The sequence below is a fragment of the Collinsella sp. AM13-34 genome (genome assembly GCF_003473055.1).
Classification (GTDB): domain Bacteria; phylum Actinomycetota; class Coriobacteriia; order Coriobacteriales; family Coriobacteriaceae; genus Collinsella.
The window spans coordinates 1-26,547 of the sequence record NZ_QRLE01000021.1; the positions used below are offsets into that span (position 1 = coordinate 1).

The 26,547-nt window shown below is 60.8% G+C and carries 22 protein-coding genes and 2 tRNA genes; 17 read left to right on the forward strand and 7 right to left on the reverse strand.

Annotated elements, in window-relative coordinates; genetic code table 11:
- Nucleotides 1-97: 97 nt before the first annotated feature.
- The 6 genes from DW151_RS08510 to DW151_RS08535 all read left to right on the forward strand — a co-directional run bounded on the left by DW151_RS08510 (nucleotide 98) and on the right by DW151_RS08535 (nucleotide 5,845).
- Entirely contained in the window at nucleotides 98-703 is a 606-nt protein-coding gene (locus tag DW151_RS08510) for a recombinase family protein (protein ID WP_117775816.1), read from the forward strand.
- A gap of 246 nt (nucleotides 704-949) precedes the next feature.
- Entirely contained in the window at nucleotides 950-1,801 is an 852-nt protein-coding gene (locus DW151_RS08515) for a MurR/RpiR family transcriptional regulator (protein WP_118335380.1), read from the forward strand.
- A gap of 10 nt (nucleotides 1,802-1,811) precedes the next feature.
- Nucleotides 1,812-2,735, forward strand: a complete 924-nt coding sequence (gene murQ, locus DW151_RS08520) for an N-acetylmuramic acid 6-phosphate etherase (protein WP_118335428.1) — start codon at nucleotides 1,812-1,814, stop codon at nucleotides 2,733-2,735.
- Between the two features lie 57 nt (nucleotides 2,736-2,792).
- Nucleotides 2,793-4,223 carry a PTS transporter subunit EIIC gene (locus DW151_RS08525; protein WP_118335381.1) on the forward strand — a complete coding sequence of 477 codons (1,431 nt, stop codon included), beginning with the start codon at nucleotides 2,793-2,795 and terminating at the stop codon, nucleotides 4,221-4,223.
- A gap of 117 nt (nucleotides 4,224-4,340) precedes the next feature.
- Nucleotides 4,341-5,393: a MupG family TIM beta-alpha barrel fold protein gene (locus tag DW151_RS08530; protein WP_118335383.1), complete on the forward strand. Its 1,053-nt coding sequence runs from the start codon at nucleotides 4,341-4,343 to the stop codon at nucleotides 5,391-5,393.
- A 92-nt stretch (nucleotides 5,394-5,485) separates the two neighbouring features.
- Nucleotides 5,486-5,845, forward strand: coding sequence for an arsenate reductase family protein (locus DW151_RS08535; protein ID WP_118335385.1), 360 nt, complete (start codon nucleotides 5,486-5,488; stop codon nucleotides 5,843-5,845).
- Nucleotides 5,846-5,979: 134 nt separating this feature from the next.
- On the opposite strand, the gene DW151_RS08540 is transcribed toward DW151_RS08535, so the two are convergent.
- On the reverse strand, nucleotides 5,980-6,390 hold the full coding sequence (locus tag DW151_RS08540; protein ID WP_117564211.1) for a hypothetical protein: 411 nt from the start codon (nucleotides 6,388-6,390) through the stop codon (nucleotides 5,980-5,982).
- Nucleotides 6,391-6,655: 265 nt separating this feature from the next.
- Between DW151_RS08540 and DW151_RS08545 the strand changes: the two genes are divergently transcribed.
- The 6 genes from DW151_RS08545 to DW151_RS08570 all read left to right on the forward strand — a co-directional run bounded on the left by DW151_RS08545 (nucleotide 6,656) and on the right by DW151_RS08570 (nucleotide 9,242).
- Nucleotides 6,656-6,729: transfer RNA gene (locus DW151_RS08545), tRNA-Gln, on the forward strand.
- 17 nt (nucleotides 6,730-6,746) lie between these two features.
- Nucleotides 6,747-6,823, forward strand: a tRNA-Glu gene (locus DW151_RS08550).
- 97 nt (nucleotides 6,824-6,920) lie between these two features.
- Nucleotides 6,921-7,838 carry a hypothetical protein gene (locus DW151_RS08555; RefSeq protein WP_117564212.1) on the forward strand — a complete coding sequence of 306 codons (918 nt, stop codon included), beginning with the start codon at nucleotides 6,921-6,923 and terminating at the stop codon, nucleotides 7,836-7,838.
- The gene (gene smpB / locus DW151_RS08560) at nucleotides 7,828-8,298 is read left to right on the forward strand and encodes an SsrA-binding protein SmpB (protein ID WP_118335387.1); all 471 of its coding nucleotides are present in this window, start codon (nucleotides 7,828-7,830) and stop codon (nucleotides 8,296-8,298) included. Before DW151_RS08555 ends, smpB begins: the two co-directional genes overlap by 11 nt.
- 207 nt (nucleotides 8,299-8,505) lie before the next feature.
- A complete protein-coding gene (locus tag DW151_RS08565) occupies nucleotides 8,506-9,009 on the forward strand; it encodes a flavin reductase family protein (RefSeq protein ID WP_118335389.1) in 504 nt (167 codons plus the stop codon).
- A gap of 89 nt (nucleotides 9,010-9,098) precedes the next feature.
- On the forward strand, nucleotides 9,099-9,242 hold the full coding sequence (locus DW151_RS08570; RefSeq protein ID WP_055251878.1) for a rubredoxin-like domain-containing protein: 144 nt from the start codon (nucleotides 9,099-9,101) through the stop codon (nucleotides 9,240-9,242).
- A 308-nt stretch (nucleotides 9,243-9,550) separates the two neighbouring features.
- Here the strand turns inward: DW151_RS08570 and DW151_RS08575 are convergent, their stop codons facing one another.
- Both DW151_RS08575 and gpmA read right to left on the reverse strand, forming a co-directional pair.
- Nucleotides 9,551-10,807 (reverse strand): Nramp family divalent metal transporter, encoded by a 1,257-nt coding sequence (locus DW151_RS08575; protein ID WP_118335390.1) that lies wholly within the window; start codon nucleotides 10,805-10,807, stop codon nucleotides 9,551-9,553.
- Between the two features lie 75 nt (nucleotides 10,808-10,882).
- Complete coding sequence (gene gpmA / locus DW151_RS08580) at nucleotides 10,883-11,629, reverse strand: 2,3-diphosphoglycerate-dependent phosphoglycerate mutase (protein ID WP_199579931.1); 747 nt, start codon at nucleotides 11,627-11,629, stop codon at nucleotides 10,883-10,885.
- 561 nt (nucleotides 11,630-12,190) lie between these two features.
- Here gpmA and gltB point away from each other — a divergent pair.
- From gltB to DW151_RS08605, 5 genes are all read left to right on the forward strand, one after another.
- A complete protein-coding gene (gene gltB / locus DW151_RS08585; RefSeq protein WP_118335393.1) occupies nucleotides 12,191-16,888 on the forward strand; it encodes a glutamate synthase large subunit in 4,698 nt (1,565 codons plus the stop codon).
- A 5-nt stretch (nucleotides 16,889-16,893) separates the two neighbouring features.
- Nucleotides 16,894-18,375 (forward strand): glutamate synthase subunit beta, encoded by a 1,482-nt coding sequence (locus DW151_RS08590; RefSeq protein ID WP_118335395.1) that lies wholly within the window; start codon nucleotides 16,894-16,896, stop codon nucleotides 18,373-18,375.
- 352 nt (nucleotides 18,376-18,727) lie between these two features.
- Nucleotides 18,728-19,435, forward strand: a complete 708-nt coding sequence (locus tag DW151_RS08595; protein WP_118335396.1) for a hypothetical protein — start codon at nucleotides 18,728-18,730, stop codon at nucleotides 19,433-19,435.
- Nucleotides 19,436-19,638: 203 nt separating this feature from the next.
- Entirely contained in the window at nucleotides 19,639-20,709 is a 1,071-nt protein-coding gene (locus tag DW151_RS08600; RefSeq protein WP_118335398.1) for a hypothetical protein, read from the forward strand.
- A gap of 488 nt (nucleotides 20,710-21,197) precedes the next feature.
- Nucleotides 21,198-22,568 carry an amidohydrolase family protein gene (locus tag DW151_RS08605; RefSeq protein WP_118335399.1) on the forward strand — a complete coding sequence of 457 codons (1,371 nt, stop codon included), beginning with the start codon at nucleotides 21,198-21,200 and terminating at the stop codon, nucleotides 22,566-22,568.
- A 91-nt stretch (nucleotides 22,569-22,659) separates the two neighbouring features.
- On the opposite strand, the gene DW151_RS08610 is transcribed toward DW151_RS08605, so the two are convergent.
- From DW151_RS08610 to DW151_RS08625, 4 genes are all read right to left on the reverse strand, one after another.
- Nucleotides 22,660-23,133 (reverse strand): hypothetical protein, encoded by a 474-nt coding sequence (locus DW151_RS08610; protein WP_118335401.1) that lies wholly within the window; start codon nucleotides 23,131-23,133, stop codon nucleotides 22,660-22,662.
- Between the two features lie 80 nt (nucleotides 23,134-23,213).
- Entirely contained in the window at nucleotides 23,214-23,486 is a 273-nt protein-coding gene (locus DW151_RS08615; protein WP_118335402.1) for a metal-sensing transcriptional repressor, read from the reverse strand.
- 48 nt (nucleotides 23,487-23,534) lie between these two features.
- On the reverse strand, nucleotides 23,535-23,756 hold the full coding sequence (locus DW151_RS08620; RefSeq protein WP_118335404.1) for a heavy-metal-associated domain-containing protein: 222 nt from the start codon (nucleotides 23,754-23,756) through the stop codon (nucleotides 23,535-23,537).
- Between the two features lie 152 nt (nucleotides 23,757-23,908).
- Nucleotides 23,909-26,251: a cation-translocating P-type ATPase gene (locus tag DW151_RS08625; protein ID WP_118335405.1), complete on the reverse strand. Its 2,343-nt coding sequence runs from the start codon at nucleotides 26,249-26,251 to the stop codon at nucleotides 23,909-23,911.
- Nucleotides 26,252-26,547 lie beyond the last annotated feature (296 nt).

Sequence of the window (26,547 nt, forward strand, 5' to 3'; positions counted from 1 at the left end):
GAAGGGCCGCGTAGCGGTCCAAGAAATCGTCCGCAGTCCCATCCTACCAAAATAAACCTGTCCCTTTTTGGCAGGTTTACAAGAAAGCGGGGATGAGATGGCGACGGTGTACGGTTATGCGCGGGTGAGTTCGCGCGATCAGAATCTTAATCGGCAGTTGGATGCGCTGGGCGCCTATGGCGTGGGCTCGGCGAATATTTATGCCGACCATGCGAGCGGCAAGGACTTCGATCGCCCGCGGTATCGCGATCTGCTGCACGTCCTGGGAGACGGGGACGTGCTGGTGGTGCTTTCTATCGACCGACTTGGTCGTAATTACTCCGAGATTCTTGAGGAATGGCGACGCATTACCAAGGAGCTCGGGGTTGCCATTGTGGTGTTGGACATGCCATTGCTTGACACGCGCGCCAGGGCCAGCGGCGCGCCGGATGTGACCAACACCCTGATTGCCGATATTGTGCTGCAACTGCTGAGCTACGTGGCGCAGGTGGAGCGCGAGAATATCCATCGGCGCCAAGCGGAGGGAATTGCAGCGGCGCGGGCGCGAGGGGTCCGTTTCGGTCGACCTCGCAAGCCGTGCCCTCCTCAGTTTGATCTGGTACGCGATAGCTATGAGGCGGGCAATATTACCCGCAGCCAGGCAGCAAAGTGCCTGGGCGTGTGCGTGGGGACGTTCGATCGCTGGATGCGCGAGGCGGGGTAGGGGTTTGCGGCACGTCCGATTGGCGCCCATGCGAGGCGCTAGCCGGTAACAAACCCGTTTCTGATAATGCGACCTTGTTGAATTATTTTGTGTCGCGCGTATTTCCGAGCGGTCGGATTTGAGGGGCGAGCGGTAGAACGCTCGCCCTTTGTGCGCCACGATGCGGCACAATGTACCGTAAAAGCTGTTTATATCCGGTACGAATCGTTCGTTGGTCTTTAATTCTTCTCAACGGAGGTGTTTGAGATGGCAAACGGATTGCTTTTGCGGCTTCGCGAGCGTGAGCTCAGCGCGAGTCCGGCGGAACGCAATGTCATCGCATACGTGAGCGCTCATCCGCATGAGGTGATCGGGCTGTCCGTCCGCAGTCTTGCTGATGCCACGTTCTCCTCGCCCTCGAGCATTTTGCGTTTTTGCAAGCGCTTGGGTTTTGCGGGCTACAAGGAGTTCCAGCGCGAACTGATTGCCGAACTGGCGCTCTTGGGTGACAAGAAAGACGTTGCCCTCGAGGACATCTCCATGGATGACAGCGTCGAACGTATCGTGGGGAAGGTGATGAAAAGCAACGTGCGCACGATCGAGGCGACGGCGCGAACCCTCGATTACACCGTCTTGGAGCGATGCGCGGCCCATCTTAAGCGGGCACGCGCGGTCAATCTGTTCGGTATCGGTGCCTCTCGTTTGGTCGCGCACGATCTGGCGCAAAAGCTCATGCGTGTCGACAAAGAGTGCCATCTGTACGACGACTGGCATGATCAGCTCCTGTGTGCCAAGAACATGCACGAAGGCGATATCGGCATTGCCTTTAGCTACTCGGGCTTGACGCAAGAGGTGCTGGACTGCACCGCCGAGGCTCAACGTCACAACTGTCCTGTTGTGGCCGTTACCAAAGTAGATGGATCATCCAAGCTTGCCACCATGGCCGATGCCGTGCTCGGCGTTGCTGCAAGCGAGCCCTTGGTCCGCAGCGGTGCCATGGCCTCGCGTATGGCCCAGCTTATGGTTGTCGATGCCCTGTACGCTGCTTACGTTGCCAGCGACTACGAGCGGGCGACGCATGTCATTAAGCAAAACTACATCGAGAAACAGGAAAGATGAGGTGAATGAAATGCTCGATTTAACAAAATTCACGACCGAACAGCGTAATCAAAGGTCAATGGACCTCGATACGATGACATCGCTGCAAATCGTCACGACGATGAATGATGAGGATCTTCGTGCCGTCCAGTCGGTCACGAAAGTGTTGCCCCAGGTTGCCACAGCAATCGACTGGGCTGCTGAGGCACTCGAGCGCGGCGGGCGCGTCTTTTACATGGGCGCAGGCACCAGCGGTCGTCTGGGCGTACTCGACGCTTCGGAGTGTCCGCCCACGTTTGGCGTGTCACCCGATCTGATCGTCGGGCTCATTGCCGGAGGCGAGACGGCGTTTATCAAGGCCGTCGAAGGCGCCGAAGACAGCGAGGAGCTTGGCGTGAGCGACCTGCGGGAGCGTGGACTCTCGGATAAGGATCTTGTCGTTGGCCTGGCGGCAAGCGGTCGTACTCCCTATGTGGTGGGCGGCCTTGTGTACGCCAAAGCAACTGGGTGCAAGACCATCGCAATTGCCTGTAACCAAGGGTCGAAGATCGGGGAGAGCGCGGATCTTGCCATTGAGCCCGTGCCCGGTCCCGAGGTGCTGACCGGCTCAACGAGGCTCAAAGCGGGAACGGTCCAAAAGCTCATTCTCAATATGATTTCGACCGGTGCCATGGTCAAGATTGGCAAGGTGTACCAAAACCTGATGGTCGATGTACAGCAGACGAACGAGAAGTTGGTGGTGCGCGGCCAGAACATCGTGATGGAGGCGACCGGCTGCACGCGCGAGCGCGCTGTTCAGGCGCTTGCAGATGCCGGCGGCCACGTAAAAACCGCTATTGTCTCGGTGCTGCTGGACTGCGATGCCGAGCAGGCTGCGGTAGCTCTTGAGCGGGCGCGCGGCCATGTCCGTGCTGCGGTGAGGGGCCATGAGAAGAGCAATGCCGATGCCCAATAGGTGCACGGCGTGAGTAGATATGACATCAAGAAGAGATACCCAATACAAGGAGGAGTTATGACGAACAAAGAGCTGGCTCAAAAGCTGCTGGATCTTTTGGGCGGTAAAGACAACGTGCTCGCAAACGCGGCGTGCATGACGCGCCTGCGCGTGACCGTCAAAGACACGAGCAACGTTGACACGGAGGGTATTAAGGCACTCGACGGCGTGATGGGCCTGGTCGAGGACGACACGATGCAGATCGTGCTGGGTCCGGGCAAGGTGAATAAGGTGCTCGAGGAATTCTCCAAGCTCACCGGCCTTGCGAAAGGCGTTGCTGACGAGAGCGTAGTTGACGCTGCGGCCACAAACAAGGCCGCGCAGAAGGCCAAGTACGAGTCCAAACCGGTTCAGGCCTTCCTTAAGAAGATTTCCAACGTCTTCGTCGCCCTGCTTCCCGGCATCATTGCGGCTGGCCTCATTAACGGTATCTGCAACGTCATCAATGTCTCGACGGCGGGTGCGCTTGCGGGCGAGTGGTGGTATCAGGGCATTCGCTCCATGGGTTGGGCCCTCTTCGCCTATCTGCCCATTTTGGTGGGCTATAACGCAGCGCGCGAGTTTGGTGGCTCCGCTGCACTGGGCGGTATCGCCGGCATGATGTGCATCGCCAACAGCGCCATGCCCCTGCTTGCGCCTGGCGCTGCTGATCCTGCCACTGCCATTCTGCTGCCGCTCACCAATGCGCAGTACAACCCCGCAGCGGGCGGTATGATCGCGGCTCTCATCGCTGGTGCGTTTTTCGCCTGGATGGAGCGTCAGATTCGCAAGGTCATGCCCAACGCGCTCGATACGTTCCTGTCCCCGCTGCTGGTGCTCATCATCGGCGCCTTTGCTCTGATGCTTGTCATCCAGCCGGTTGGCGCTTGGCTGACGGCCGCGATCTTTAGCGTCCTCACCTTTATCTTCGAGAAGCTGGGCGTCCTGGGCGGCTATATCCTGTCGGCAGGCTTCTTGCCGCTGGTGTCCGTCGGCCTGCATCAGGCGCTCACGCCGATCCACGCTATGCTCAACGATCCCGACGGCGCTACCAAGGGCATCAATTACCTGCTGCCCATCCTTATGATGGCTGGCGGCGGCCAGGTCGGTGCCGGTTTGGCGCTGTACTTTAAGACCAAGAACGCCAAGCTCAAGAAGTATGTCGCCGAGTCCATCCCCGTTGGCATCCTGGGCGTGGGCGAGCCTCTGATGTATGCCGTTACGCTGCCGCTCGTTCGTCCGTTTGTGACGGCCTGCCTGGGTGCCGGATTTGGCGGCGCGCTTGCAGCGCTGCTTCACATCGGCACGGTTTCCCAGGGTGTTTCCGGTCTGTTTGGCCTGTTGATCGTCGTTCCTGGTCAGCAGCTCGGCTACGTTGCCGCTATGCTGCTTGCCTATGTCGCCGGCTTTGTCCTGACGTGGTTCTTTGGCGTGGACGAGCAGAAGATCAACGAGTTTTTTGGCGAGTAGCCTGATACTGCGCGCTATGTCATTCGAACGTCTTGACGTGCCGCAGATCTCTTGATGCTATGGTTGTGCCGGCGGGGCTAACTGCTCCGCCGGCCTTTTTTAAAGGAGCGTTGAAGCGTGAAAACGGGTATTTCGATTTATCTTTCCAGCCCTCTGCAGGATATTGAGCGGACAATTGAGCGTGGTGCCGCGGCGGGTGCGCGCTATGCGTTTACCTCGCTGCATATTCCCGAGGATGGGGGAGCGGCGTATGCCGATAAGGTTCGCCAGGCGCTGTCGCTGCTTTCCGCTCGCGGTATTGCGCTCATTGCCGATGTGGGGCCGCGAACGTGCGATTTGCTCGGGCTTGAGCGCATCGAGGACTTGCGCGATTTGGGACTGGAATACCTTCGTTTGGACTATGGCTTTAGTGCCCAGCGGGTCGCGGAGCTGTCCGGTGTATTTCGCATTGTGGTCAATGCATCGACAGTGAGTTCTGATGAAATCGCATCGTGGCGAGAAGCCGGTGCCGATGTGACTCGTTTTGCCGCCTGCCACAATTTTTATCCCAAGCCTTATACCGGTTTAGCTCTTGAAGATGTTGCTCGGACGAATCTTCGTCTTGCGGCGCTCGGCTTCGAAATCATGGCTTTTGTGCCGGGCGATGCCAACGTTCGCGGGCCGGTGTTCGAGGGACTGCCGACGGTTGAGGCGCAGCGCGGTCGCGCGTCAAAGGTTGCCCTCAACATGCTTGAGCTCGCACATGGCGCCGATTGCGACATTGTTTTGGTCGGCGACCCCGATCTTTCCGATGCGGGTTGGGCACAGTTTGCTCAAGTTTCTGCCGGATACGTGGATTTGCAATGCGAGCTTGAGTCCGGCTATGCCTATGTACGTGGGCAGATTCATCATGACCGGCCCGATTCGAGCACCCTCATCTTTAGGTCTCAGGAGTCGCGCACGACGCTTAAGCCAGATTCCGTGCCGGCGGATACCGGTGCCGGCCGGCCGCGAAAGGCGGGGTCGATCGCTGTGAGCAATAGCGGCTATGGGCGCTACGAAGGCGAGCTTGAGATTTCGCGGGTCGATCTTCCCGGCGACGAGCGCATGAACGTTGCGGGCCATATCACGTCCGAGGCAATGGAGCTGCTGCCGTTCATCAAACGCGGATTTGGGGTACGGTTCGTTTAGCGTGTGGCCCGTGGGCTACAATTGCCCCATCATGCGAAGGCGCCTCGTATGGTGTGTACCTGCGTTGGCCGATCTATATTCGGAGGATTCCCATGACCGTACTGTTTGTTGAATATCCCAAGTGCTCGACCTGTAAAAAGGCCAAGGCATGGCTGGATGAACATGGGGTTGAGTATATCGACCGCGATATCGTTACGGACAATCCCGCGGCCGATGAACTTGCGACTTGGATTGCTCGTTCGGGGCTGCCGGTGCGACGCTTCTTTAACTCGTCGGGCATGAAATATCGAGAGCTGGGCCTGAAGGCGCGCCTGGATGCGGGTATGACGGACCAGGAATGCTATGAGCTGCTGGCGACTGACGGCATGCTGGTTAAGCGCCCGCTGCTGGTGGGCGACGACTTTGCGATCCCCGGCTTTAGGGAAGCGGCCTGGGCCGAGGCGTTGCTGTAGCGGCTGCGGAAAGTGCGACCCGTTTTGAGCTTCGATTACGGGATACGGTTTCCGGTTGAGGGCTCGATGGGAAAGTGGGGACCAGTTTGAGCTTGAAATCTGGGACGCACTTTCCGCCGGCAGGCTTGCCCCAGTCAGTCCTCCAACTGCGCCCATTCGTGCGGATCGTAGACCTTTACGTGCTTGTTGGGCTTGCCGCTCCAGTACTCCTCGTCCATAAAGGGCAGATATGCCTGAACGCCGGGGCAGATAAAGGGGATCCGCTGCTGTTGCAGTCGCTCGCGCTGGCGCTGCTCCAGGTGCGCCTCGGATATGACGGTCGGCATACCGGACAGCTCGACGAGGCTTGCCTGGATTCGCTTAAGGTCGGGGAGTCCCGCGTGCCATGACATCCGCATGATCAAAAAGGATGCACGGCGGTATTTTGCCTGCATCACCGTGATGGCGGGGCGCAGAGTGGGATGGATTTTGTCCCGTTCGGGCCAAAGGTCAGCAGTGATCTCGAGGCCCAGGGTCTCCCATAGGTAATCAAGCTCTTCGTCCATGGCGCCTCGATATCCGTGCAATGATGACGGTTCGATTGTGCCATCAGCCGTGAGTGCTGCATTGTTGTAATCTACCAGCGGTAGATGCGGGATGTTTTACGGGCTTTGGCGCCGTACGTGTCGCTGGCGCTTCACAGGTCCTTCACGTGTTGGCCGTATTTGACTGAATTTCAAAAAAGTCAAAATTGGGGCTTGCGTCACGGTCGGACTTCCCGTATATTTCTTTCTTGCGCAAAGGCACAGCCGAGCGCAGCGATGCAGTCATTGGGATGTCGTCTAATGGCAGGACAGCGGATTCTGGTTCCGTCAATGGGGGTTCGACTCCCTCCATCCCAGCCATTGCATTTGCTACATATGGCCCGTTCGTCTAGCGGTTTAGGACGCCGCCCTCTCAAGGCGGAGATCACCAGTTCGAATCTGGTACGGGCTACCAAAATTGAACGCCCGGGCCTCGTAAGAGACCCGGGTTTTGTGTATTGACCGATATTTAAGGCGCGCGTTGAGTCTGCCGCCCGGACCGAGGAGTTGTCATGGACCTGCCTATCAGCTTGGAAGACATCACGTATGCCGAGAACTATCTGGCGCAGGGCGACCTGGCTACGGCGACGCCGCTGCTTGAGCGTCTGGTGGAGCTCGCCGAGGAGTATATCGACGCTGAGTGCAAGACGGAGGAGAAGCGCCAGTACTTTAGCTTCGACAGCAAGTTTGAGCGCCTGGCCTATCGCCGTGTGGAGAAGGATCCGCGCGAGCTGGTGCAGGTCGAGGTTCCCTTTGACCGCCTGTACTCCGACATGGCGTTTGCCTACATTCGCCAGCAGGATTATGTGAGTGCTCGGAATGCCCTGATGCAGGCCGTGCGTTGGGATCCCATGAACTGCAACTATCGCTTGGACTTGGCCGAGCTGTTCCGCGCGCTTGAGGACAAGCAGGAGTGGGCATCGCTCTCGTTCTCGGTGCTGGAGCGCGCGAGCGACGGTAAGTGCGCCGCACGCGCCTACACCAACTTGGGTCAGTACTTCTTGGAGCCCGAGACCGAGAACATTTCGGCTGCCGTGGGCTGCGCGCGTCTGGCGCTGCGCCTGGCGCCCAATGATGCGCATACGACGCGCCTGCTCAACAAGATCCATACCACCTATCCGGATGCCGCGGACGAGAGTGACGACCATGTGATGGGTGAGCTCGCCCTGCAGGGCGTGCCGACCTCGCCTTCGGCCGAGATCGCCATCTGCCTGATCATGTGCGCGACCGATGCTGCAAGCGACGGCGACAAGCAGGAGGCTACGCGTCTGACGGTCCGTGCCCGCGACCTGGTGGGCGAGGAGGCATGCGCGGCGATTATCAAGCTGGTGCGCGAGAGCGATGCCGAGCTTAATGCCGAGCGCAGGGCAAAGCGCGAGGCTGCGGGCTCAAACGCCGATGGCGCCAAGGAGGCCGGCGATGCCCAGTAAGCGCGAGCGCAAGCTCATTTCCAAGAATCGCTCGGCACATCGCGAGTACTTTATCGATGAGACGTTTGAGTGTGGTATTGAGCTGAGCGGTACCGAGGTCAAGTCGATTCGCGAGCGCGCGTGCCAGATTACCGATACCTTCGCACTGATTCGTGGTGGGGAGTGCTGGCTCGTCGGCCTGCATATCCACCCTTATAGCCATGGTGGCGTGTGGAATCGCGATCCCGACCGTCGGCGCCGTCTGCTGCTGCACCGCAAGGAGATCGACTTTCTTGACGGCAAACTTCGCAACCGTGGTTATGCGCTGGTTCCGTTGGAGCTCTACTTTAATACCGACGGTCGCGTAAAACTGCTGCTGGGCCTGGGTCGCGGCAAGAAGCTCTACGACAAGCGCGAGGACATGGCCAAGCGTGATGTCCAACGCGAGATCGACCGCGCCCTCAAGGAACGCAACCGCTGACCGTCCTTCATAAGTTGCGGTGGAATACGGACTGGTTTGCCTGTTTGAGGGGGCTATTCAGTCCCTATTTCACCGCAACTGCGGGTGTCTCATCTTTCTTACTGTTCTGACACATATGTTTCAAAGGCAGCGTCCGTTATGGGCGCTGCCTTTTTTGTGGGTACATACATCCATGAGGTTCCAACCCGGGTTAGGGGAGTGATTGTTATGGACAAAACTGCGTTCTTTACCATGCCGAGCGGTCTGTACGTGGTGAGCGCCGCGGCAGACGGGCTGCGCGCCGGCTGCGTCATCAACACTGCGGTGCAGGTGACGTCCATGCCGCCGCGCATTTCGGTTGCCGTGAACAAGGACAACGTCACCTCGGGCGTCATCGTATCGGCCAAAGCGTTCGCGCTGACCGTGATCGATCAGACCGCCGACATGCTCTACATCGGTAACTTTGGGTTCCGCACCAGCAGCGATTACGACAAGTTTGCCAAATACGAGACCCACGAGACGGCTCTGGGCATGCCCTATGTTCCCGAGCACGCGGCGGCCCTGTTTAGCTGCCGTCTGATCGACACTGTTGACGTGGGCACGCACCTGCTCTTTATCGGCGAGGTCGAGGATGCCGAGCGCTTGAGCAACGAGGCGCCGCTCACCTACGATTACTACCATAAGGTCCTGAAGGGCAAGACGCCTCCGAAGGCGTCCTCGTATCAAGGCTAGAAATGTTTTAAAAATACTTGCATTATATTATTGAGAATCTATACTGATAAATGAAGTACATCACCAGTCACGTTCGAGAGGAGAACATCATGGCTGAGGAGAAGAAGACGTATAAGTTCGTGTGCGTCGTTTGCGGTTACGAGGTTGAGGTCGATACGCCCGAGCTGCCCGAGGATTATGTGTGCCCGGTGTGCGGCGTCGGTCCCGATCAGTTTGAGCTCGTCGAGGAGTAGCTCGCAGGCACACGACTTGCAGCAACACATAGCTCTGTCCAAGGGCCCCGGTCGAATTCTCGGCCGGGGCCCTTTTCTTCCGTCCCTAAGGGATCACGGCTGCTGTTAGCCGATCCTGCCTGTTGTGAGTCCGGCCGACCTTTTGTCTCAATCTGTAACATCTAACGGTGGAAATTGGGCCCACTTGTTACATATCGAGACAAACCAAAACCGTCCGGCAGAAGATCTCAATCTGTAACATCTAGACATCGAAAGCGGGTCTAGATGTTACAGATCGAGACGTTTGCCTGAGTAGGTGCCCCGCCCCATTACATCCCTGTCAACAACACGACATCGAGAATCGTCACGATGGCACCGATCCCTACGAGCAGCGCGTTGAGCGGGCGCGAATTGGCATATTTGCCCATGACGCGGCGTGAACTGGTGAGTCGTATGAGCACAAAGACCGTAATCGGCAGCTGAAGCGACAGCAGTGCCTGGCTCCAGATGAGACCTTCAAAAGGATTTGGGACGACCAGGCACGCCGCCACTGCGCCGGCGAAACAGGCCGCCACCCCGACCGAGGAATGTCGGTCGTGGATGTCGTATTCCTCGTCGAACATGCCTGCAGTGATGGTTTCCGCCGCCATGCCCGCTGTCACGCTGCTCGATAATCCCGCGAACAGCAGCGCTACCGCAAAGATGGCCGAGCTCGCCGGGCCCAAGATGGGGGAGAGCGTGGCCGCTGCGACGGTGAGGTCGTCTACGACCATGCCGTGCACAAAGAAGGTCGTTGCGGCCAGGATGACCATGGCCGAGTTGATTGCCCAGCCCACGCCCATCGAAAAGAGCGTGTCGAAGAGCTCGTAGCGAAGGCGTTCTTCGATAACCCGCTCGCCTTGGCCTTCGAAGTGCATGGATTGGATGACCTCGGAGTGCAGGAAGAGGTTGTGGGGCATAACGACCGCACCCAGGACACTCACGATAATCGCGGCAGAGCCAGTGGGCATACTGGGTGTGATCCAGCTTGCGGCGGCCTGCGGCCAGTCGACCTTGACCAGCGCAAGCTCGGCCAAAAACGAGAGTCCTACCACGCCTACGAAGGCGATGATCCAGCGTTCGGCACGCTTGTAGGAGTTGGTCATGAGCATCGCCATCGATACTGCCGCCACGATGACGCAGCCCGCGCGCACGGGTAGCCCAAAGAGCATTTGAAGGGCAATCGCGCCGCCCAGGACTTCGGCCATGGTGGTGGCGATGGTCGCGAGATAGGCGCTGCCGAGCACCGCGCGTCCCACGATGCGGGGGAGAAAGCGGGTCGTGGCCTCGGCAAGACAGGCGCCCGTGGCGATACCCAGGTGTGCCGCGTTGTGCTGCAGCGCAATGAGCATAATCGTGGACAGCGTGACGATCCACAGCAGCGCGTAGCCAAACTGCGAGCCCGCGGCCATATTGGAGGCCCAGTTGCCCGGGTCGATAAAGCCGACGGTCACGAGCAGCCCGGGGCCGATATGCCGCGCAATGTCTAGACCTCCGTGGCCTCCGGTGCGGTGCGAGCCAAAGTGTTGTTTGAGATGGTTGAGCATGGCTGGTTCCTACGTTGGGGTGGCGTGGCGCTGCACTTGGGTTGCGCGGCGCCACGCTCTGGGTTTAGGTTTGGGCTACTTGCGCGCCTTGCCCTGATTGGCCACGGCGTCGATCTTGGCGGCGATGGTCGCCGGGTCGCCGATGTAGCGCTTGTCGAGGACATTGAAATCGGTATCGAAGGTGTAGACGAGCGGCACGCCGGTGGGGATGTTGACCTTGAGGATCTCCTCGGGCGTGAGGTGCTCGAGCTTCATGACGAGTGAGCGCAGGGAGTTGCCGTGCGCGGCGATGAGTACGCGCTTGCCGGCGAGCATCTGGGGGCGAATCTCGTCTTCGAAATAGGGCCAGGCGCGGGCGATCGTGTCCTTGAGGCACTCGGTATAGGGCAGTTGATCGGGCGCGACGTCGCGGTATTGCTCCTGGGTGTGGGGGTCGCGACTGTCGCCCGGCTCGAGCGCCGGCGGGCAGACATCGAAGGAACGGCGCCAGATGAGCACCTGCTCGTCGCCGTGCTCTGCCGCGGCATCGGCCTTGTTGAGACCCTGCAACGCTCCGTAGTGGCGCTCGTTGAGCTTCCAGGATTTGATGACGGGCAGCCACTCGCGATCCATTTGGCCGAGCACGATGTTGAGGGTGTGGATCGCGCGCTTGAGGCGCGAAGTGTAGCAGACGTCAAAGTCGAAACCGGCTTCTTTGAGGGCTCGACCGCCTGCGGCGGCTTCTTCGCGGCCCGTGTCCGTGAGCTCAACATCGGTCCAGCCGGTGAACAGGTTGAGTTTGTTCCACTCGGATTCTCCGTGACGGATAAGGACGAGTTGCATCGTCTGTTGGTCTGCTCGGTGCGCCATAGGGGCCTCCTTGATCTGGCACAGTGTGCGTGCCGTTTGCTTGACGCCGCAAAGGATACCCGTTTTAGGTTCAAAAGTTAACCAAGACTAACAAAATAGTTGTATTTGAATAGGATGGCGCAAGGGGACTGCCGAAATGTCTCGATCTGTAACAACTGGGGATGGAAATTGGGCCTAGCTGTTACAGATCGAGACAGGAAGAAATGGTCCTATGGAAAATCTCGATTTGTAACAGCTGACCGCCAAAACCGGCCCTTCGTGTTACAGATCGAGACAAACCAAAACCGTCCCGCAGATAATCTCAATCTGTAACATCTAGGCGCCAAAATCGGCTCCTCCTGTTACAGATTGAGATGTTTGAAGCGGTGAGTTTACAGGTCGAACTTGGGCGCTGACGTACACGTTTGATAGCAAGACGTTGATGGCCGGCGTGCGTTACGCGATTGTTTCGAAACGGGCGGGAAACACAGCGGGCCGGCGATGCTCCTAGTATGCCTATTCAACTGACTGACTAATATCTAGGGGAGGATCGCGATGCAGGCAGATTCCGCTCAGCAGCAGGGCCTTTATCGCCCCGAATTCGACCACGATGCATGTGGCATCGGCGCGCTTGCCGATATCAACGGTGAGCGCCATCACCAGATTCTGGACGATGCGCTGTCCATTCTGGTCAACTTGGAGCACCGCGGCGGCACGGGACTCGAGAAGAATACCGGCGATGGCGCTGGCATCCTGTTCCAGGTTCCGCATCACTTTTTCCGTAAAGAGGCTCAAAAGTGCGGTCAGATTCTGCCGGCAGAGGGCGACTATGGCGTGGCCATGCTGTTCTTCCCGCAGGACGACAAGGGCGTAGAGGATGCCCGCCGCGTGTTTGAGGAGGGCTGTGCCGAGGCCGGCGTGCCGCTGCTCTTTTGGCGCGAGGTGCCCGTCGACCCGCACGACCTGGGCGAGACGGCCCGCGCCTGCATGCCCACTATCCTGCAGGCCTTCCTGGGCCGTCCGGACGACACGCCCGCCGGCGATGCCTTTGAGCGTCGCCTGTACGTGTGCCGCCGCACCATCGAAAAGAAGGCCGATGCCGAGTTTGCCCTGCGAGACAAGATCTTCTACGTGTGTTCCATGAGTTCGCGCACCATCGTGTACAAGGGCATGCTGGTCGCCACGCAGATGCGCCGCTTCTTCATCGACCTCAACGACGCCGCCGTCAAAACGGCCGTGGCGCTCGTCCACTCGCGCTACTCCACCAACACCACGCCCAGCTGGGAGCGTGCGCACCCCAACCGCTTTATCATCCATAACGGCGAGATCAACACCCTCAAGGGCAACGTCAACTGGATTCGCGCCCGCGAACCCAACCTGTACAGCCCCGTGCTGCAGCACGATCTTGAGCGCGTGATGCCCATCATCAACCGCGAGGGTTCCGACTCCGCGATTCTGGACAATGTGCTTGAGTTCCTGGTCATGAACGGCCGTCCGCTCACGCGTGCCGCGTCCATGCTGCTGCCCGAACCGTGGGACCACAACGACAGCCTGAGCGAGGAGCGCCGTGCCTACGACGCCTACCAGTCCATGCTCATGGAGCCGTGGGATGGCCCGGCGGCCATCGCCTTTACCGACGGTCGCACGCTGGGCGCCGCCCTCGATCGCAACGGCCTGCGCCCCGCTCGTTACTACGTGACGCGCGACGGTCGCTTTATGCTGGCAAGCGAGGTGGGCACCATCGAGGTGAGCCCCGAGAACATCCTGACGAGCGGCTGCTTGGGACCGGGCCAGATGCTCGAGGTCGACTTTGCCCGCGGGCGCGTCATCTACAATGACGAGCTGCGCGCCCGTTACGCCAAGGAAAAGCCCTACCGTGATTGGATTGCCGAGGAGACGCTGACCGTCGACGCGCTCGATGAGCCCGCCGCGCCCGCGTCCGCCGAGGACGCCGAGGTGCCCGCCGCCGTGCGTATGGCCAAGCTCGGCTACCACTGGGATGACGTCGACGAGGTCGTGCGTCCCATGGCCCAGCAGGGCAAGGCCCCGCTCGCCTCGATGGGCATCGACGCACCGCTGGCCTGCCTGTCCAAGAAGACGCGTTCGTTCTTTGACTACTTCTATCAGCTGTTCGCTCAGGTCACGAACCCGCCCATCGACGCCCTTCGCGAGCATATGGTCACTTCGACCACGCTCTACCTGGGCAACCACGGCAACCTGCTCGAGGACTCCCGTACAGCCTGCCAGCTGGTGCGCTTGGAGCGTCCGCTGCTGAGCGAGGAAGAGTTTGACCGCATCTGCGCCATCGACCGCGTGGGCTTTAAGACCCGCCGTTTCCGTGCCGTCTACCGCCGCGATGCCGGCGAGGGCGCGCTGCAGGCTGCGCTCAAGCAGCTTGCTGAGGACGTTGAGGCTGCGGTCCGCGATGGCGTGAACATCGTGGTGTTGAGCGATCGTGCCGCTGCGGGCGAGGTGCCCGTGCCGTCGCTGCTCGCTGTGGGCTGCGTGCATAACCACCTGATCCGCGCCGGCGTGCGTACCTTTGCCGACATCGTGGTGGAGAGCGGCGACGCCGTGTCTCCGCACGACTTTGCGGCACTGGTGGGCTACTCCGCGAGCGGCATCTATCCGTACAACGCACATGCGTGCATCCGCGATCTGGCGGCACACGGCGACCTGGACGTGACGGCCGAGCAGGGCATCGCCAACTACAACAAGGCCGCGACGGCGGGCATCGTCTCCATCATGTCCAAGATGGGCATCTCCACGGTGCAGAGCTACCATTCGGCGCAGATCTTCGAAGCCGTGGGCTTTACGCCGGAGTTCGTCAACGCGTACTTTGCCGGCACGGTGAGCCGTGTGGGCGGTATGGGTGTCGAGGACGTTGAACGCGAGCAAAACGAGCGCTACGACGCCGCGCTCGCTATCCTTAAGAGCCCGGCTCCCGATCAGCTGCCCACGCTGGGCCTGACCAAGTGGCGCCCGCTCGGCGGCGAGGAACACCTCATCGACCCCCAGACCGTCTACCTGCTGCAGACCGCCTGCCGTGAGGACAGCTACGACACCTTTAAGGAGTACAGCGCCCGCCTGCACCGCACCGGCCGTGCCGTGCGTCTGCGCGACTTGCTCGACTTTGATGCCAGCGGCCGCACGCCGGTTTCGCTCGACGAGGTCGAGCCCGCGCTCAACATCGTCCGCCGCTTTAACACCGGCGCCATGTCGTACGGCTCCATCAGCAAGGAAGCACACGAGTGCATGGCCATCGCCATGAACCGCCTGCACGGCCGTTCCAACTCCGGCGAGGGCGGTGAGGATCCGCGTCGCGAGACCCCGCTGGCTAACGGTGATTCCAAGAACTCCGCGATCAAGCAGGTGGCAAGTGCGCGCTTTGGCGTGACGAGCCGCTACCTGTGCAGTACCTTCGAGATTCAGATCAAGATGGCCCAGGGCGCCAAGCCCGGCGAGGGTGGCCACCTGCCCGGCAAGAAGGTCTACCCCTGGATTGCCGAGGTCCGTCAGTCCACGCCCGGCATCGGCCTGATCTCGCCTCCGCCGCATCACGACATCTACTCCATCGAAGACCTGGCCGAGCTCATCTTTGACCTTAAGAACGCCAATCCTGGCGCGCGCGTGTCGGTCAAGCTGGTCAGCGAGGCCGGCGTCGGCACCATCGCCACCGGTGTGGCCAAGGGCGCTGCCGACAAGATCTTGATCAGCGGTCACAATGGCGGCTCGGGTGCCGCTGCTCGCGATTCGATCTGGCACGCCGGTCTGCCGCTGGAGCTTGGCCTTGCCGAGGCTCAACAGACGCTGCTGCAAAACGGCCTGCGCTCGCGCGTGGTGCTCGAGGCCGATGGCAAGCTCATGGACGGTACCGATGTCGCCGTTGCCTGCCTGCTGGGCGCCGAGGAGTTTGGCTTTGCGACCATGCCGCTCATCTCCATGGGCTGCCTCATGCAGCGCGACTGCCAGCAGGATACCTGCCCCGCCGGCATCGCCACGCAAAACTGCCGCCTGCGTCGCGGCTTCCGCGGCAAGCCCGAGCACGTCGAGCACTTTATGCTCTTTGTTGCCGAGCAACTGCGCGAGGCCATGGCGAGCCTGGGCTTCCGCACCGTCGACGAGATGGTCGGCCATCCCGAGTGCTTGCGCCAGATCGAGATCCCGGGCAACCGCAAGGCTAACCTGCTCGATCTGACGCCCGTGCTGGCGAGCGCGACCTGCGAGTTTGGTGCCCATATCCCGGGTGCCGACGGTCGTCACTTCCTGCCGCAGATGGCCGCGGACAGCGAGCTCGACAAGACGCTCGACTCCACGCTGTTCGTGCCCTACACGGCCGACGCCCGCGCACATCTGCGTCCGATTCGCTTCCGCGCCGATATTGCCAACGTCAACCGCTGCGTGGGCACCATCCTGGGTAACGCGGTGACCAAGGCACATCCCGAGGGCCTGCCCGCCGGCTCCATCACCATCGATTGCGATGGATCGGCTGGTCAGAGCTTTGGCGCCTTCCTGCCGCGCGGCATTACGCTCAACGTGTGCGGCGACGCCAACGACTACTTTGGCAAGGGCCTTTCGGGCGGCGAGGTGTCGGTGCGCCCCAACCCGCATGCGACCTATAAGTTCGACGAGAACATCATCGTGGGCAACGTTGCGTTCTTTGGCGCCACGAGCGGCCGTGGCTTCATCAACGGCCTGGCCGGCCAGCGCTTTGGCGTACGCAACTCCGGTGCCACCGTGGTGGTCGAGGGCTGCGGCAACCATGGCTGCGAGTACATGACGGGCGGTCTGGCGCTCATCCTGGGCGAGGTCGGGCAGAACTTCGCCGCCGGTATGACGGGTGGCGTGGCCTACGTCTTTGACCAGTACGGCACGCTCGATGCCCGCGTGAACCACGAGAGCGTTGAGCTCAAGGCCCCGACGGCCGGCGAGCTGGCGCAGATTCGCGAGCTCATCCAGGAGCACGTGGACGCGACGCAGAGCCCGCGCGGCATCAAGCTGCTCTACAGCTTTGAGACGATGAGCAAACACTTTGTGAAGGTCATTCCGACCGAGTACGAGCGTGTGCTGGCGATTGTCGCCGCGAGCGAGGCTGCCGGCAAGACACATGCGCAGGCAGAGGAGCTGGCGTTTGACATTGTGACCGGTCGCACGAGCGCCGCGGATGTCGCTCGCTTCGATATTGCGGGCAGTGCTGCGGGTGCTGCGTCCGTGGACGCCAGCTCTGTTGCTTCGACCAAGAAGGAGGCGTAAGTGCCATGGGTAAGCCCGGTGCTTTTCTTGATATCGATCGCGTGACTCACGAGCTTCGCCCCGTGGAGGAGCGCAGCCATGATTTTGATCCGCTGTACGTGGAGCTCGATGACGATGCGCGTCGCGCCCAGGCGAGCCGCTGCATGATGTGCGGCGTGGCGTTTTGCCAGATGGGCGCGAGTTTTGGCAAGGCGCGCCCGAGTGGCTGCCCGCTGCACAACCTGATTCCCGAGTGGAATGAGCTGGTGTACCGCGGCCGCTGGGACGAGGCTGCCGAGCGTCTGTCGCTCACCTCGCCCATGCCCGAGTTCACGAGTCGCGTGTGCCCGGCGCTGTGCGAGGCCGCGTGCAACCTGGGTTCGGTCGATGGCCAGCCCACGACGATCCATGACAACGAGCGTGCGATCAGCGACCGCGAATGGGCAAACGGCGGCCCGCGTCGCTTTGAGCCGGCAGGGGAGGGCGCGCCCACGGTTGCCGTGGTGGGCTCCGGTCCTGCTGGTCTGGTGGCAGCATGGGAGCTTGCGCGTCGTGGCGCCCGCGTGACGGTGTTTGAGCGCGACGACCGCCCGGGCGGCCTGCTCATGTACGGCATTCCCAACATGAAGCTCGAGAAGTCCGTGGTCGAGCGTCGCGTGGCGCTCATGCGCGAACTGGGCATTGTGTTTGAGCTGGGTGTCGACGTTACGAACCCTGCGGTGGCGGCCGAGCTCGATGACTTTGACGCTGTCGTGGTGGCTGCCGGCGCTCGTGCACCCCGCGGTCTTTCGGCTGCGAACGTGGATGCTCCGGGCGTGGTGTGCGCGGTGGACTACCTGACGGCTTCGACCGTCTCGGTGCTCGATGGTAGCGAGCCCGCGGTGAACGCGCGCGGCCTGGACGTTGTGGTCATTGGCGGTGGCGATACTGGAAACGACTGCGTGGGTACCGCGGTGCGTCAGGGCGCGCACAGCGTGCGCCAGTTTGAGTTCTTGCCGGCTGCGCCCGATAAGCGCGCGGCGAGCAACCCCTGGCCGCAGTGGCCCAACGTTAAGAAGACCGACTATGGCCAGCAGGAGGCTATCGCTGCGATGGGTGGCGAGATGCGTGCCTGGGGCGTGGATACGCTCGAGGTGCTGCTGGACAAGAAGGGTGCGGCTGCGGGTCTGCGCGTGGTCGATCTGGACTGGTCGGCGGGAAAGCCCGAGCGCATTGCGGGCTCCGAGCACGAGGTGCCGGCGCAGCTGGTGCTCATCGCCTGCGGCTTTACGGGTCCCGAGCACGGCGTGTTCGATGCGGTGGGCGTGCCTGTTGCCACCGCTGGTCGTCCGCTGCCGGTGATGGCTGCCGAGGGCTCGCACCTCGCGACTCGCACGGAGGGTGTCGCCGCGGATGCCGCACCGGTGTACGTGGCCGGTGACGCCCGCAACGGCAGCTCGCTCGTGGTGAGTGCTATGGCCGATGCCCTGGCCTGCGCCGCCGAAGTCGCCGAGGCGTTGGAGCTGTAAAGTAGTCATTTAAGAACGTCCCCAATGACTAGTCATTTTTGTCTAGTCGTTGGGGACACTCTTTGCGAGCGATTTGCTCGTTTGTCGACGTACGGGTGTTCATTTGTCGACTTCTTGGGCTGTGGTCACCTGTTGTTTCTGTGGTGGCTGCGGGCATCTGGCTCAAAAGGGCGGGTTGGCTGTCTATGTCTACCTGCGGTTTTGTTGCGGTGGACTCATTCGGTCAAGTGTCCCGTCAAGTGTTTGGTTAGCATCTGGTTTGCAGTCGAAGGCCTATTTTGCCCGCGCTTGCCTCGGTTGCCCACCCTCCTCGTAAGCTCAAATTGAGGTCCATCAGTTTGAGGAGGATGCCATGACTGACCAAGTTTTTGATCGAGCGCAGCTGGCCGAGGCCGTCGGCAACGATATTGCCGACATGGCTCACTTTTGGATGCTGCGGAAGTTTCAATTTCTGGAGCCGGCGCGCGAGCAGTTCGAGATTATCGTCGATCCGTGGCTGAGCTATTGCGAGGAACCTTCTCAAAACGAAATCATGGCCTACAACATGGCGTTTACCGATTGGCTGCTGTTTGAGCGCCCCTATTACCACGGCAGCACGCTGTTGGAGCTGTATGTGGACGAGCCGCCAGCGTCAATTTCTCCTGCTTCGCTCGGGCGACTTAAGCAGGTGCGTGACACGCAGTATTTCTCGCGCTTTGGCATTTTGGACAAGGATCCCGCGACTGGCATGGTCGTGCTGAAGGACACGCGCACCGACCGTCGCTTTGACGTCTACGACCCACATATCGTGCAAAAGGAGCATTGGAACGATGGTGCGATTGCGGTGCGACTCGCGTGCGTCGACGATGTCTGGCTGACGGCGGGGCAGCTCTACCTGTATGATATCGCGCGCCTGAGCGACACGGCGGTCGACGGGCCGGGCGCGGTGCATCCCGAGGACCTGGAGGACGGTTTCGACACCTCGTGCATCAGCTTCTTTTTGCGCCTGGTCCGCGACATCATGGGCGCCCAGGGGCGGTATGTGAAGTCGCTCAACATCTACGAACAGGAATGGGAGTAGGGGATGGACGGTTGTCGCCTGCCTTGCCTTCTGCCTTTATGTCTCGATCTGTAACGTTTAGGGACAAAAAACCGGTCTACCTGTTACAGATCGAGACGAATACTTGGGCGCCGCTGGTTTGTCTAAATCTGTAACGTTTAGGGGCCCGGAGAACGTCTAACTGTTACAGATCAAGACGTTTATCAGCGGAGGTAACGGTGACAATGGTCCATTTGTCCGATGTGGTGGTGATGGAAGTGTCTAATACCGTTTTCAAACACAAGCATACGGCTCGCAACACGTTGGCGCGGAATAGGATGCTTGCCAGGCTCACGGAGGCGGCTGAACTAGGCGTGCTGCTTGTGACGCACGACAATGCCGAGCTCATGTGGCTGCGGCGTCATGTGGGGACCGATGACATTGCGGAGCCCGAGCCGTATTTGTTCTGTTTTCAACATGATTGGGATGTACTGACGCCGGCGGAGCGAGCGCTGCGTACCGTCAGAGGGCTTGCGGAGTTTCATCCAGATTGGGCGTTTTGGGGTTACGACGTGGCCCTTTTGTGGGGTCTGGAGGTGCCGAATGATCTGCTCGGGCCGCGATTTCTTGTTAAGACAGGTTGCTCGGTGCCGCTGAGTGCAGGATGCCGGCTGTTGCGTCCGCAGGCGGCGGGTGCGCTTGAGCGCGTCGACGGCGTGCGAGTGACGCCGTTTTGGCGCACGGTAGAGGATTGTCTGCTGCGTGCGCCGTTTTCGTATGGTCTGGCGATCGCCGATTCTGCGCTGCGGGCGAAGGGCATATCGCGCGACGACCTCTGCGAACGGCTCCAGGCCGATTGCGAGGGCAGACGCGGGTATCGCAGAGCTCAGGTGATTGCGTCGCATGCGGACGGGCTGTCCGAAAACGGTGGCGAGTCTCGTTTTCGGGCGTTCTTTATTGCATACGGTTTTCCGGTGCCAGAGTTGCAAGTGGAGTTTCGTGACCCGCTTGATTCGAGCCAAGTGTTTCGCGTTGATTATTTCTGGAGGCTCGAGGACGGGACGTGCGTGATTGGCGAGCTCGATGGAAAGGGAAAGTATGCCTTACAGAACGACGAGGGTCGGGAGTCGGTCGACCCATTCGTGGCAGAACGTCAGCGAGAGTCTCATCTGACGATGCTCGGACATAAGGTGCTGAGGTTTACGTTTGATGAGCTCAAGAATCCGGGGAAGCTGGCTGAAAAGATGAGACTGGCGGGCATTCCGCAGTGGGCCGATTTGGCTGAGGAATGGAGACGCCAGTGGTATGGACGCTGAGGGGTGCAACCGACGCGGATGTGGTTGTTCCTGCCGAGTTTGTCTCGATCTGTAACAACAAGGGGCCGTTTGGCCTCGTAACTGTTACAGATCGAGACAGAAGGTTGGCTACCGCTAAAAGATCTCAATCTGTAACAGCTAGAGGCCGAAAACCTGTCTACCTGTTACAGATTTAGACGTTTGACGACGGGGCTGGAGAATATCTCGATCTGTAACATCTAACGGCTAAAATTCGACCCAACTGTTACAGATTGAGACAAAGGTTGGACGCACGACTGAAAATCTCGATCTGTAACAACTAGAGGCTCAAAGACTGTCTTCCTGTTACAGATCGAGACGTTTTGCTGGTGTCGCCGCGTTGGGTCTGCAGCGCGTTTCGCTTCCCAGGTCCCTCTCTTCCCTCCGTTAACCGATATGTCCGCAGCAATTCCGCCGCGCTAGGTAATAATGGACAAATGTTGAAGTTTTCTGAGGGGGAGGAGCTCGATATGGCGTCTGCTGATCGTCCCACGTTGTTTATCAATGCGACCGTTCTGGATGGTTCGGAGCATATGGAGCCGCAGCCCGATATGGCCGTGGCCGTCGAGCGTGGCATCATCACCTGGATGGGGCCGAGTGCTGTGGCGCAGGCGCCTGCAGGTGCCGAGGTCATCGACCTGGCAGGGGCGTTTCTCATGCCGGGTCTTATCAATATGCATGTGCATCTGTGCGGCTCGGGCAAGCCGGTTTCGGCGGGCGATGCGGGTGCGTTGATGAAAAAGCTCGATAATCCCGTGGGGCGCGCCATCGTGCGCCACATTCTTAAGGGCAGCGCCCAGCAACAGTTGGCAAGCGGCGTGACTACGGTGCGCGGTGCGGGCGACCCGCTGTTTGCCGATCTTGCCGTGCGCAACGCTATCGACGCCGGCAAGTATCAGGGTCCGCGTCTGGTGGCGCCGGGAACGGGTGTCACGGTGCCGGGTGGTCACGGCGCGGGGCTGTTCGCGCAGGTCGCCAATACCCCCGGCGAGGCGGCCGAACAGGTGCGCGATCTGTATGCGCGCGGTGCCGACGTCATCAAGCTGTTCGTGACGGGCGGCGTGTTCGATGCGACCGAAGTGGGCGAGCCGGGCGTGCTGCGCATGCCGCTCGATGTCGCCGCGGCGGCGTGCAAGGCGGCGCACGAGGTTGGCCTTCCGGTCATGGCCCATGTCGAGAGTACCGAAGGTGTGAAGGCCGCGCTTCAGGCCGGCGTCGACACAATCGAGCACGGCGCTCCGCTGACGCCTGAGATTCTGGAGCTGTACCGCGGCGCCGCGGGAACACAGCTCGAGGGACGCGCGCCGAGCGTGACCTGCACGATTAGTCCAGCGCTGCCGTTTGTGTTGCTCGATCCGGAAAAGACCCATTCGACCGACACGCAAAAGAAGAACGGCGACATCGTGTGCTCGGGCATTATCGAGAGCGCTCGTGCAGCACTGGAAGCCGGTATCAAGGTGGGCCTGGGCACGGACTCGAGCTGCCCGTTCGTGACGCAGTACGACATGTGGCGCGAGGTGGTCTATTTTGCCAAGTACGTGGGCGCGAGCAATGCCTTCGCACTGCATACGGCTACGCAGGTCAATGCTGAGCTACTGGGGCTGGGCGGCGAGACCGGTACGATCGAGTGTGGCAAGGCGGCCGACATTTTGGTGACGCGCGAGAACCCGCTCGATGACCTGCGCGCTCTGCGTGAGCCGATGCATGTGATGTGCCGTGGCGATCTGGTGCGCAAGCTCAAGGTGAAGCGCATTCCCGAGGTGGACGCCGAGCTCGACACGATTATGGCCATGCCGGCAGAAGCCCTGGCAGAGGAGCTCGCTCGCGATGGCGTAGCGTAGGTGTGACAAAGGGACGGTTCCTATGCCGCGTTCAAAAAAGCCGAGGGCTCAACACGAGGCCTCGGCTTTTAGTATTCCTATGGTGTAGCTGCTAGGAGCGCGTTTCCATCTTGGCGTGGCACTTGGGGCAGGTGACGCGGATCTTGCCCTTGCCCTTGGGGACGGACAGCATCTGACCGCAGCTGGGGCACTTGAGGTAGGCCGTGGTCTTGCGGCCCTTCCACATCTTCTTAGCCGTGCGTTTGGCACGCTCGAAGTCTTCCTTGCTCGTTCCGGCTGCGCGCGAGGTGCTGGCCGCTGCAGTTCCACCGCCCAGGCTGGCGACGAACTTGCCCAGGCAGGGGACGTTGGCAGTCGCGGCAACGAAGGCATCATTTTCCTTGCGGCGCGCGTCGATGTTTTTGGACAAGCCGCGCAGCACGCCGAGTGCGATTACGGCGATGGCGATCCAGCTGAGCCACTGGATACGGGCCATCGATCCGACCATCGCGAAAATAATTCCTATGAAGCCCAGCACGATGGTGAGCTCGTCGGCGCCGTTGCGACCCTTCATAAAGTCATTCATGCGAATTGCCTTTCGTTCGATATGCTGCACGCCTTTATACCCCTTTTGGTGCAAACGCACCTGCCCCCCCCTTGCACCAATTACTTGGCGAGCTTGTCGACGACGCGCTCTATCTCGGCGAGCTTGGCGGCCTTGAGCTCCTCGTCGCCCGATTCGATGGCCGACGCGACGCATCCCTCGATGTGTGCCTTCAGCACATCGGCGTTGATGCGGGCGATGAGTGCCTGCGTGGCCATGAGTTGCGTGGAGATATCGACGCAATAGCGATCCTCCTCGACCATCCGCAAGATGCCGTCAATCTGGCCGCGCGCCGTCTTGAGCATGCGGGTCACCGATTTGTGGTCTGCCATCATGGCGGGTCCTCGTTTCTGGTCGATGGGGTCGAATGCCTCTGGTAGCTGCTACGCGGCGGTTACGGACAGGGCGTGGAACTTCTCGCCCGCGCCCTCGACGGCGTCGGCGAGCTGCTCGGCGGTCACGGTGTCGGCGCACTCTACCTGGACGGTCTGGGTCTCGTGATCGGCGTCGGCATCGGTCACGCCGGCCACGTTGAGCAGCGCGGTCTCGACAGTAGCGTCGCAGTGGCCGCACATGAGGCCGGAAGTCTTAATTGTGTAATGCATGGGTGTACTCCTTATCGATTGAGATTATCTGACAGTTTAGTCGTGAACAGCGTCATCTTAAAGGTGCGCTGAGGTGCCTGAGATTGCCCCGAAAGAGGAGCGAAGCGTACTTGGGTACGCGAGCGACGGTTTGAGGGGCAAGGTCGGGTGCATCAGTGCGCCGTCTTAGGCTTAAAGGATTTCAGGCGCAGAGCATTGCTTACGACGCAGACACTCGACAGGCTCATGGCCGCGGCGCCAAACATCGGCGAGAGCTGCCAGCCGGTGAGGGGGAAGAACACACCCGCGGCGAGTGGAATGCCGATGCCGTTGTAGAACAGCGCCCAGAACAGATCCTGCTTGATGTTGCGAATCGTGGCGCGCGACAGCTCGATGGCGTGGGCGACGTCCATGAGGTCGCTGCGCATGAGCACCACGTCGGCGCCCTCCTTGGCGATGTCGGCGCCGGTGCCGATAGCGAGGCCAACGTCGGCGCGCGCCAGGGCGGGGGAGTCGTTGATGCCGTCGCCCACCATGGCGACCTTGCTGCCCGCATCCTGCAGTTCGCGCACGTGGCGTTCCTTGTCGGCGGGCAGGACGTCGGCGATAACCTGCTCACTGGTGAGTCCCACGCGGCGGGCGATGGCCTCGGCCGTCACGCGGTTGTCGCCGGTGAGCATGCGCACATCGACGCCGAGCGAGCGCAGCGCGGTAACGGCCTCGGCACTTGTCTCCTTAACCTCGTCGGCCACGGCGACGATACCGGCAAGCTCACCGTTTTTGGCAAAGAACAGCGGCGTCTTGCCATCGGCGGCAAATCGCCCCGCAAGTCCTGCGGGCACGGTGATACCCAGCTCGCTCATCAGGCGCACGTTGCCGGCTGCGATGACATTCTGCCCCTCGCGTGCCGTAATGCCTCGCCCGGGCACGGCGGCAAAGTCCTCGACCATGCGTGCGACGATTCCGCGCGTCTCGCACTCGGCCATAATCGCCTCGGCCAGTGGGTGTTCGCTCTGGCGTTCCAGCGCGGCGGCCAGCTTGAGCAGCGCCTTTTCGCTCATGGCGGGCGAGCCGTCAGTGCGCGTGGCCACCACGATATCGGTCACAGCCGGTTTGCCGCGGGTGACGGTGCCGGTCTTATCGAGCACCACGGTGCCCACGTTGCGCAGATTCTCCAGCGCCTCGGCGCTCTTAAACAGAATGCCCATCTCGGCGCCCTTGCCGGTGCCAACCATAATGGCGACAGGCGTGGCCAGGCCAAGCGCGCACGGGCAGCTGATCACCAGCACGGCCACGGCGGAGGTGAGCGCCTCGTTTACGCTACCGGTCAGCGCCATCCACGCAACAAAGGTCACGGCCGAGATCGCAAACACCACGGGCACAAACACGCCGGCGACCTTATCGGCCATGCGGGCGATGGGCGCCTTGGTGGCATTGGCGTCCTCGACGAGCTGGATGATTTTGGCGAGCGACGTGTCGGCGCCCACGCGCGTGGCGCGGAAGGTAAACGAGCCCGTGCGGTTGACGGTGGCCGCGTTGACAGTGTCGCCGGCGGTCTTTTCCACGGGTATGGACTCGCCGGTGAGCGCGCTCTCGTCCACGGCCGAGCTACCCTCGAGTACCACGCCGTCGACGGGGATAGACTCGCCGGGGCGCACACGCAGCACCTGGCCGGGAAGGATACTGTCGACGTCGACGGTGGCCTCGGTACCGTCCTCGGCCACGACGGTCGCGGTCTTGGGCGCCAGGTCAATGAGCGCCTCGATGGCGCCGCCGGTCTTGGATTTGCTGCGCGTCTCGAGGTATTTGCCCACGGTGACGAGCGACAGGATCGTGCCGGCGCTCTCAAAGTACAGGTTGCTCATGCCCGTCATCATGGCCTCGTGCACCTGCCCGGCGGCCAGCTGGTCGGCCATGATAAACATGGCGTAGAGCGACCAGGCAATGGAAGCGGTGGCACCGACGGCGATGAGCGCGTCCATGGTGGGTGCGCCGTGCACGAGCGACTTGAAGCCGTTGATAAAGTACGCGTCGTTGACGTAGACGATGGGGATGAGCAGGACGAGCTCGGTGAGCGCCAACGTCATGCTGTGGGTGTGGTCGGTGAAGACGCTGGGCAGCGGCCAGCCGAGCATGTGCCCCATGCCGATGTAGAACAGCGGGATGAGGAAGATGATCGAGATGATGAGGCGGGTGCGCATGGCGGAGGCGACAGCCTCCAGCTTTTTGGTGGGCGACTCCATATGGGCGGCGCCGGACCTGGCTTGCGCGCTGCCGTTTGAGTTGGCGGCATCGGTGCCCGTACTGACGGGCGAGGCCGAATAGCCCGCGCGGTCGACGGCGGTGCAGATATCGTCGGGGGAGACCTGCGCGGGGTCATAGTCGACCATCATGGAACCGGCGAGCAGGTTGACCGCGACGCTTTGGACGCCGTCGAGCTTGCTCACGGCGCGGTCCACATGCGCCTGGCAGGCGGCGCACGTCATGCCGCCCACGTCAAACTTATCTTGAGCCATGGCTTCTCCTTTCTGTAGTTCGGTGTTGGAATTGTTAACCCGCAGATACTATACACCCATACCCCCTGGGGGTGTCCAGTAATAGTTGGAATGTATGACTTTTCATTACAGATGAGGGTGGCGGCTCGATCAATGGTCGCCTCTGCCAAACATCTCAATCTGTAACGTCTGGACCGGTTTTTGAACCATAGCTGTTACAGATTTAGACAAACATTTCAGCCGAAAACTAACGTCTCGATCTGTAACAACTAGACCCCGTTTTACCGAGTATTTGTTACAGATCAAGACAAACAGTT

What these genes read in the sequence shown, in the direction of transcription:
- DW151_RS08510 (WP_117775816.1), top strand. Translation starts at nt 98, where the DNA reads ATGGCGACGGTGTACGGTTATGCGCGGGTGAGTTCGCGCGATCAGAAT.
- DW151_RS08515 (WP_118335380.1), top strand. Translation starts at nt 950, where the DNA reads ATGGCAAACGGATTGCTTTTGCGGCTTCGCGAGCGTGAGCTCAGCGCG.
- murQ (WP_118335428.1), top strand. Translation starts at nt 1,812, where the DNA reads ATGCTCGATTTAACAAAATTCACGACCGAACAGCGTAATCAAAGGTCA.
- DW151_RS08525 (WP_118335381.1), top strand. Translation starts at nt 2,793, where the DNA reads ATGACGAACAAAGAGCTGGCTCAAAAGCTGCTGGATCTTTTGGGCGGT.
- DW151_RS08535 (WP_118335385.1), top strand. Translation starts at nt 5,486, where the DNA reads ATGACCGTACTGTTTGTTGAATATCCCAAGTGCTCGACCTGTAAAAAG.
- DW151_RS08540 (WP_117564211.1), bottom strand. Translation starts at nt 6,390, where the DNA reads ATGGACGAAGAGCTTGATTACCTATGGGAGACCCTGGGCCTCGAGATC.
- DW151_RS08555 (WP_117564212.1), top strand. Translation starts at nt 6,921, where the DNA reads ATGGACCTGCCTATCAGCTTGGAAGACATCACGTATGCCGAGAACTAT.
- smpB (WP_118335387.1), top strand. Translation starts at nt 7,828, where the DNA reads ATGCCCAGTAAGCGCGAGCGCAAGCTCATTTCCAAGAATCGCTCGGCA.
- DW151_RS08565 (WP_118335389.1), top strand. Translation starts at nt 8,506, where the DNA reads ATGGACAAAACTGCGTTCTTTACCATGCCGAGCGGTCTGTACGTGGTG.
- DW151_RS08570 (WP_055251878.1), top strand. Translation starts at nt 9,099, where the DNA reads ATGGCTGAGGAGAAGAAGACGTATAAGTTCGTGTGCGTCGTTTGCGGT.
- DW151_RS08575 (WP_118335390.1), bottom strand. Translation starts at nt 10,807, where the DNA reads ATGCTCAACCATCTCAAACAACACTTTGGCTCGCACCGCACCGGAGGC.
- gpmA (WP_199579931.1), bottom strand. Translation starts at nt 11,629, where the DNA reads ATGCAACTCGTCCTTATCCGTCACGGAGAATCCGAGTGGAACAAACTC.
- gltB (WP_118335393.1), top strand. Translation starts at nt 12,191, where the DNA reads ATGCAGGCAGATTCCGCTCAGCAGCAGGGCCTTTATCGCCCCGAATTC.
- DW151_RS08590 (WP_118335395.1), top strand. Translation starts at nt 16,894, where the DNA reads ATGGGTAAGCCCGGTGCTTTTCTTGATATCGATCGCGTGACTCACGAG.
- DW151_RS08595 (WP_118335396.1), top strand. Translation starts at nt 18,728, where the DNA reads ATGACTGACCAAGTTTTTGATCGAGCGCAGCTGGCCGAGGCCGTCGGC.
- DW151_RS08600 (WP_118335398.1), top strand. Translation starts at nt 19,639, where the DNA reads ATGGTCCATTTGTCCGATGTGGTGGTGATGGAAGTGTCTAATACCGTT.
- DW151_RS08605 (WP_118335399.1), top strand. Translation starts at nt 21,198, where the DNA reads ATGGCGTCTGCTGATCGTCCCACGTTGTTTATCAATGCGACCGTTCTG.
- DW151_RS08610 (WP_118335401.1), bottom strand. Translation starts at nt 23,133, where the DNA reads ATGAATGACTTTATGAAGGGTCGCAACGGCGCCGACGAGCTCACCATC.
- DW151_RS08615 (WP_118335402.1), bottom strand. Translation starts at nt 23,486, where the DNA reads ATGATGGCAGACCACAAATCGGTGACCCGCATGCTCAAGACGGCGCGC.
- DW151_RS08620 (WP_118335404.1), bottom strand. Translation starts at nt 23,756, where the DNA reads ATGCATTACACAATTAAGACTTCCGGCCTCATGTGCGGCCACTGCGAC.
- DW151_RS08625 (WP_118335405.1), bottom strand. Translation starts at nt 26,251, where the DNA reads ATGGCTCAAGATAAGTTTGACGTGGGCGGCATGACGTGCGCCGCCTGC.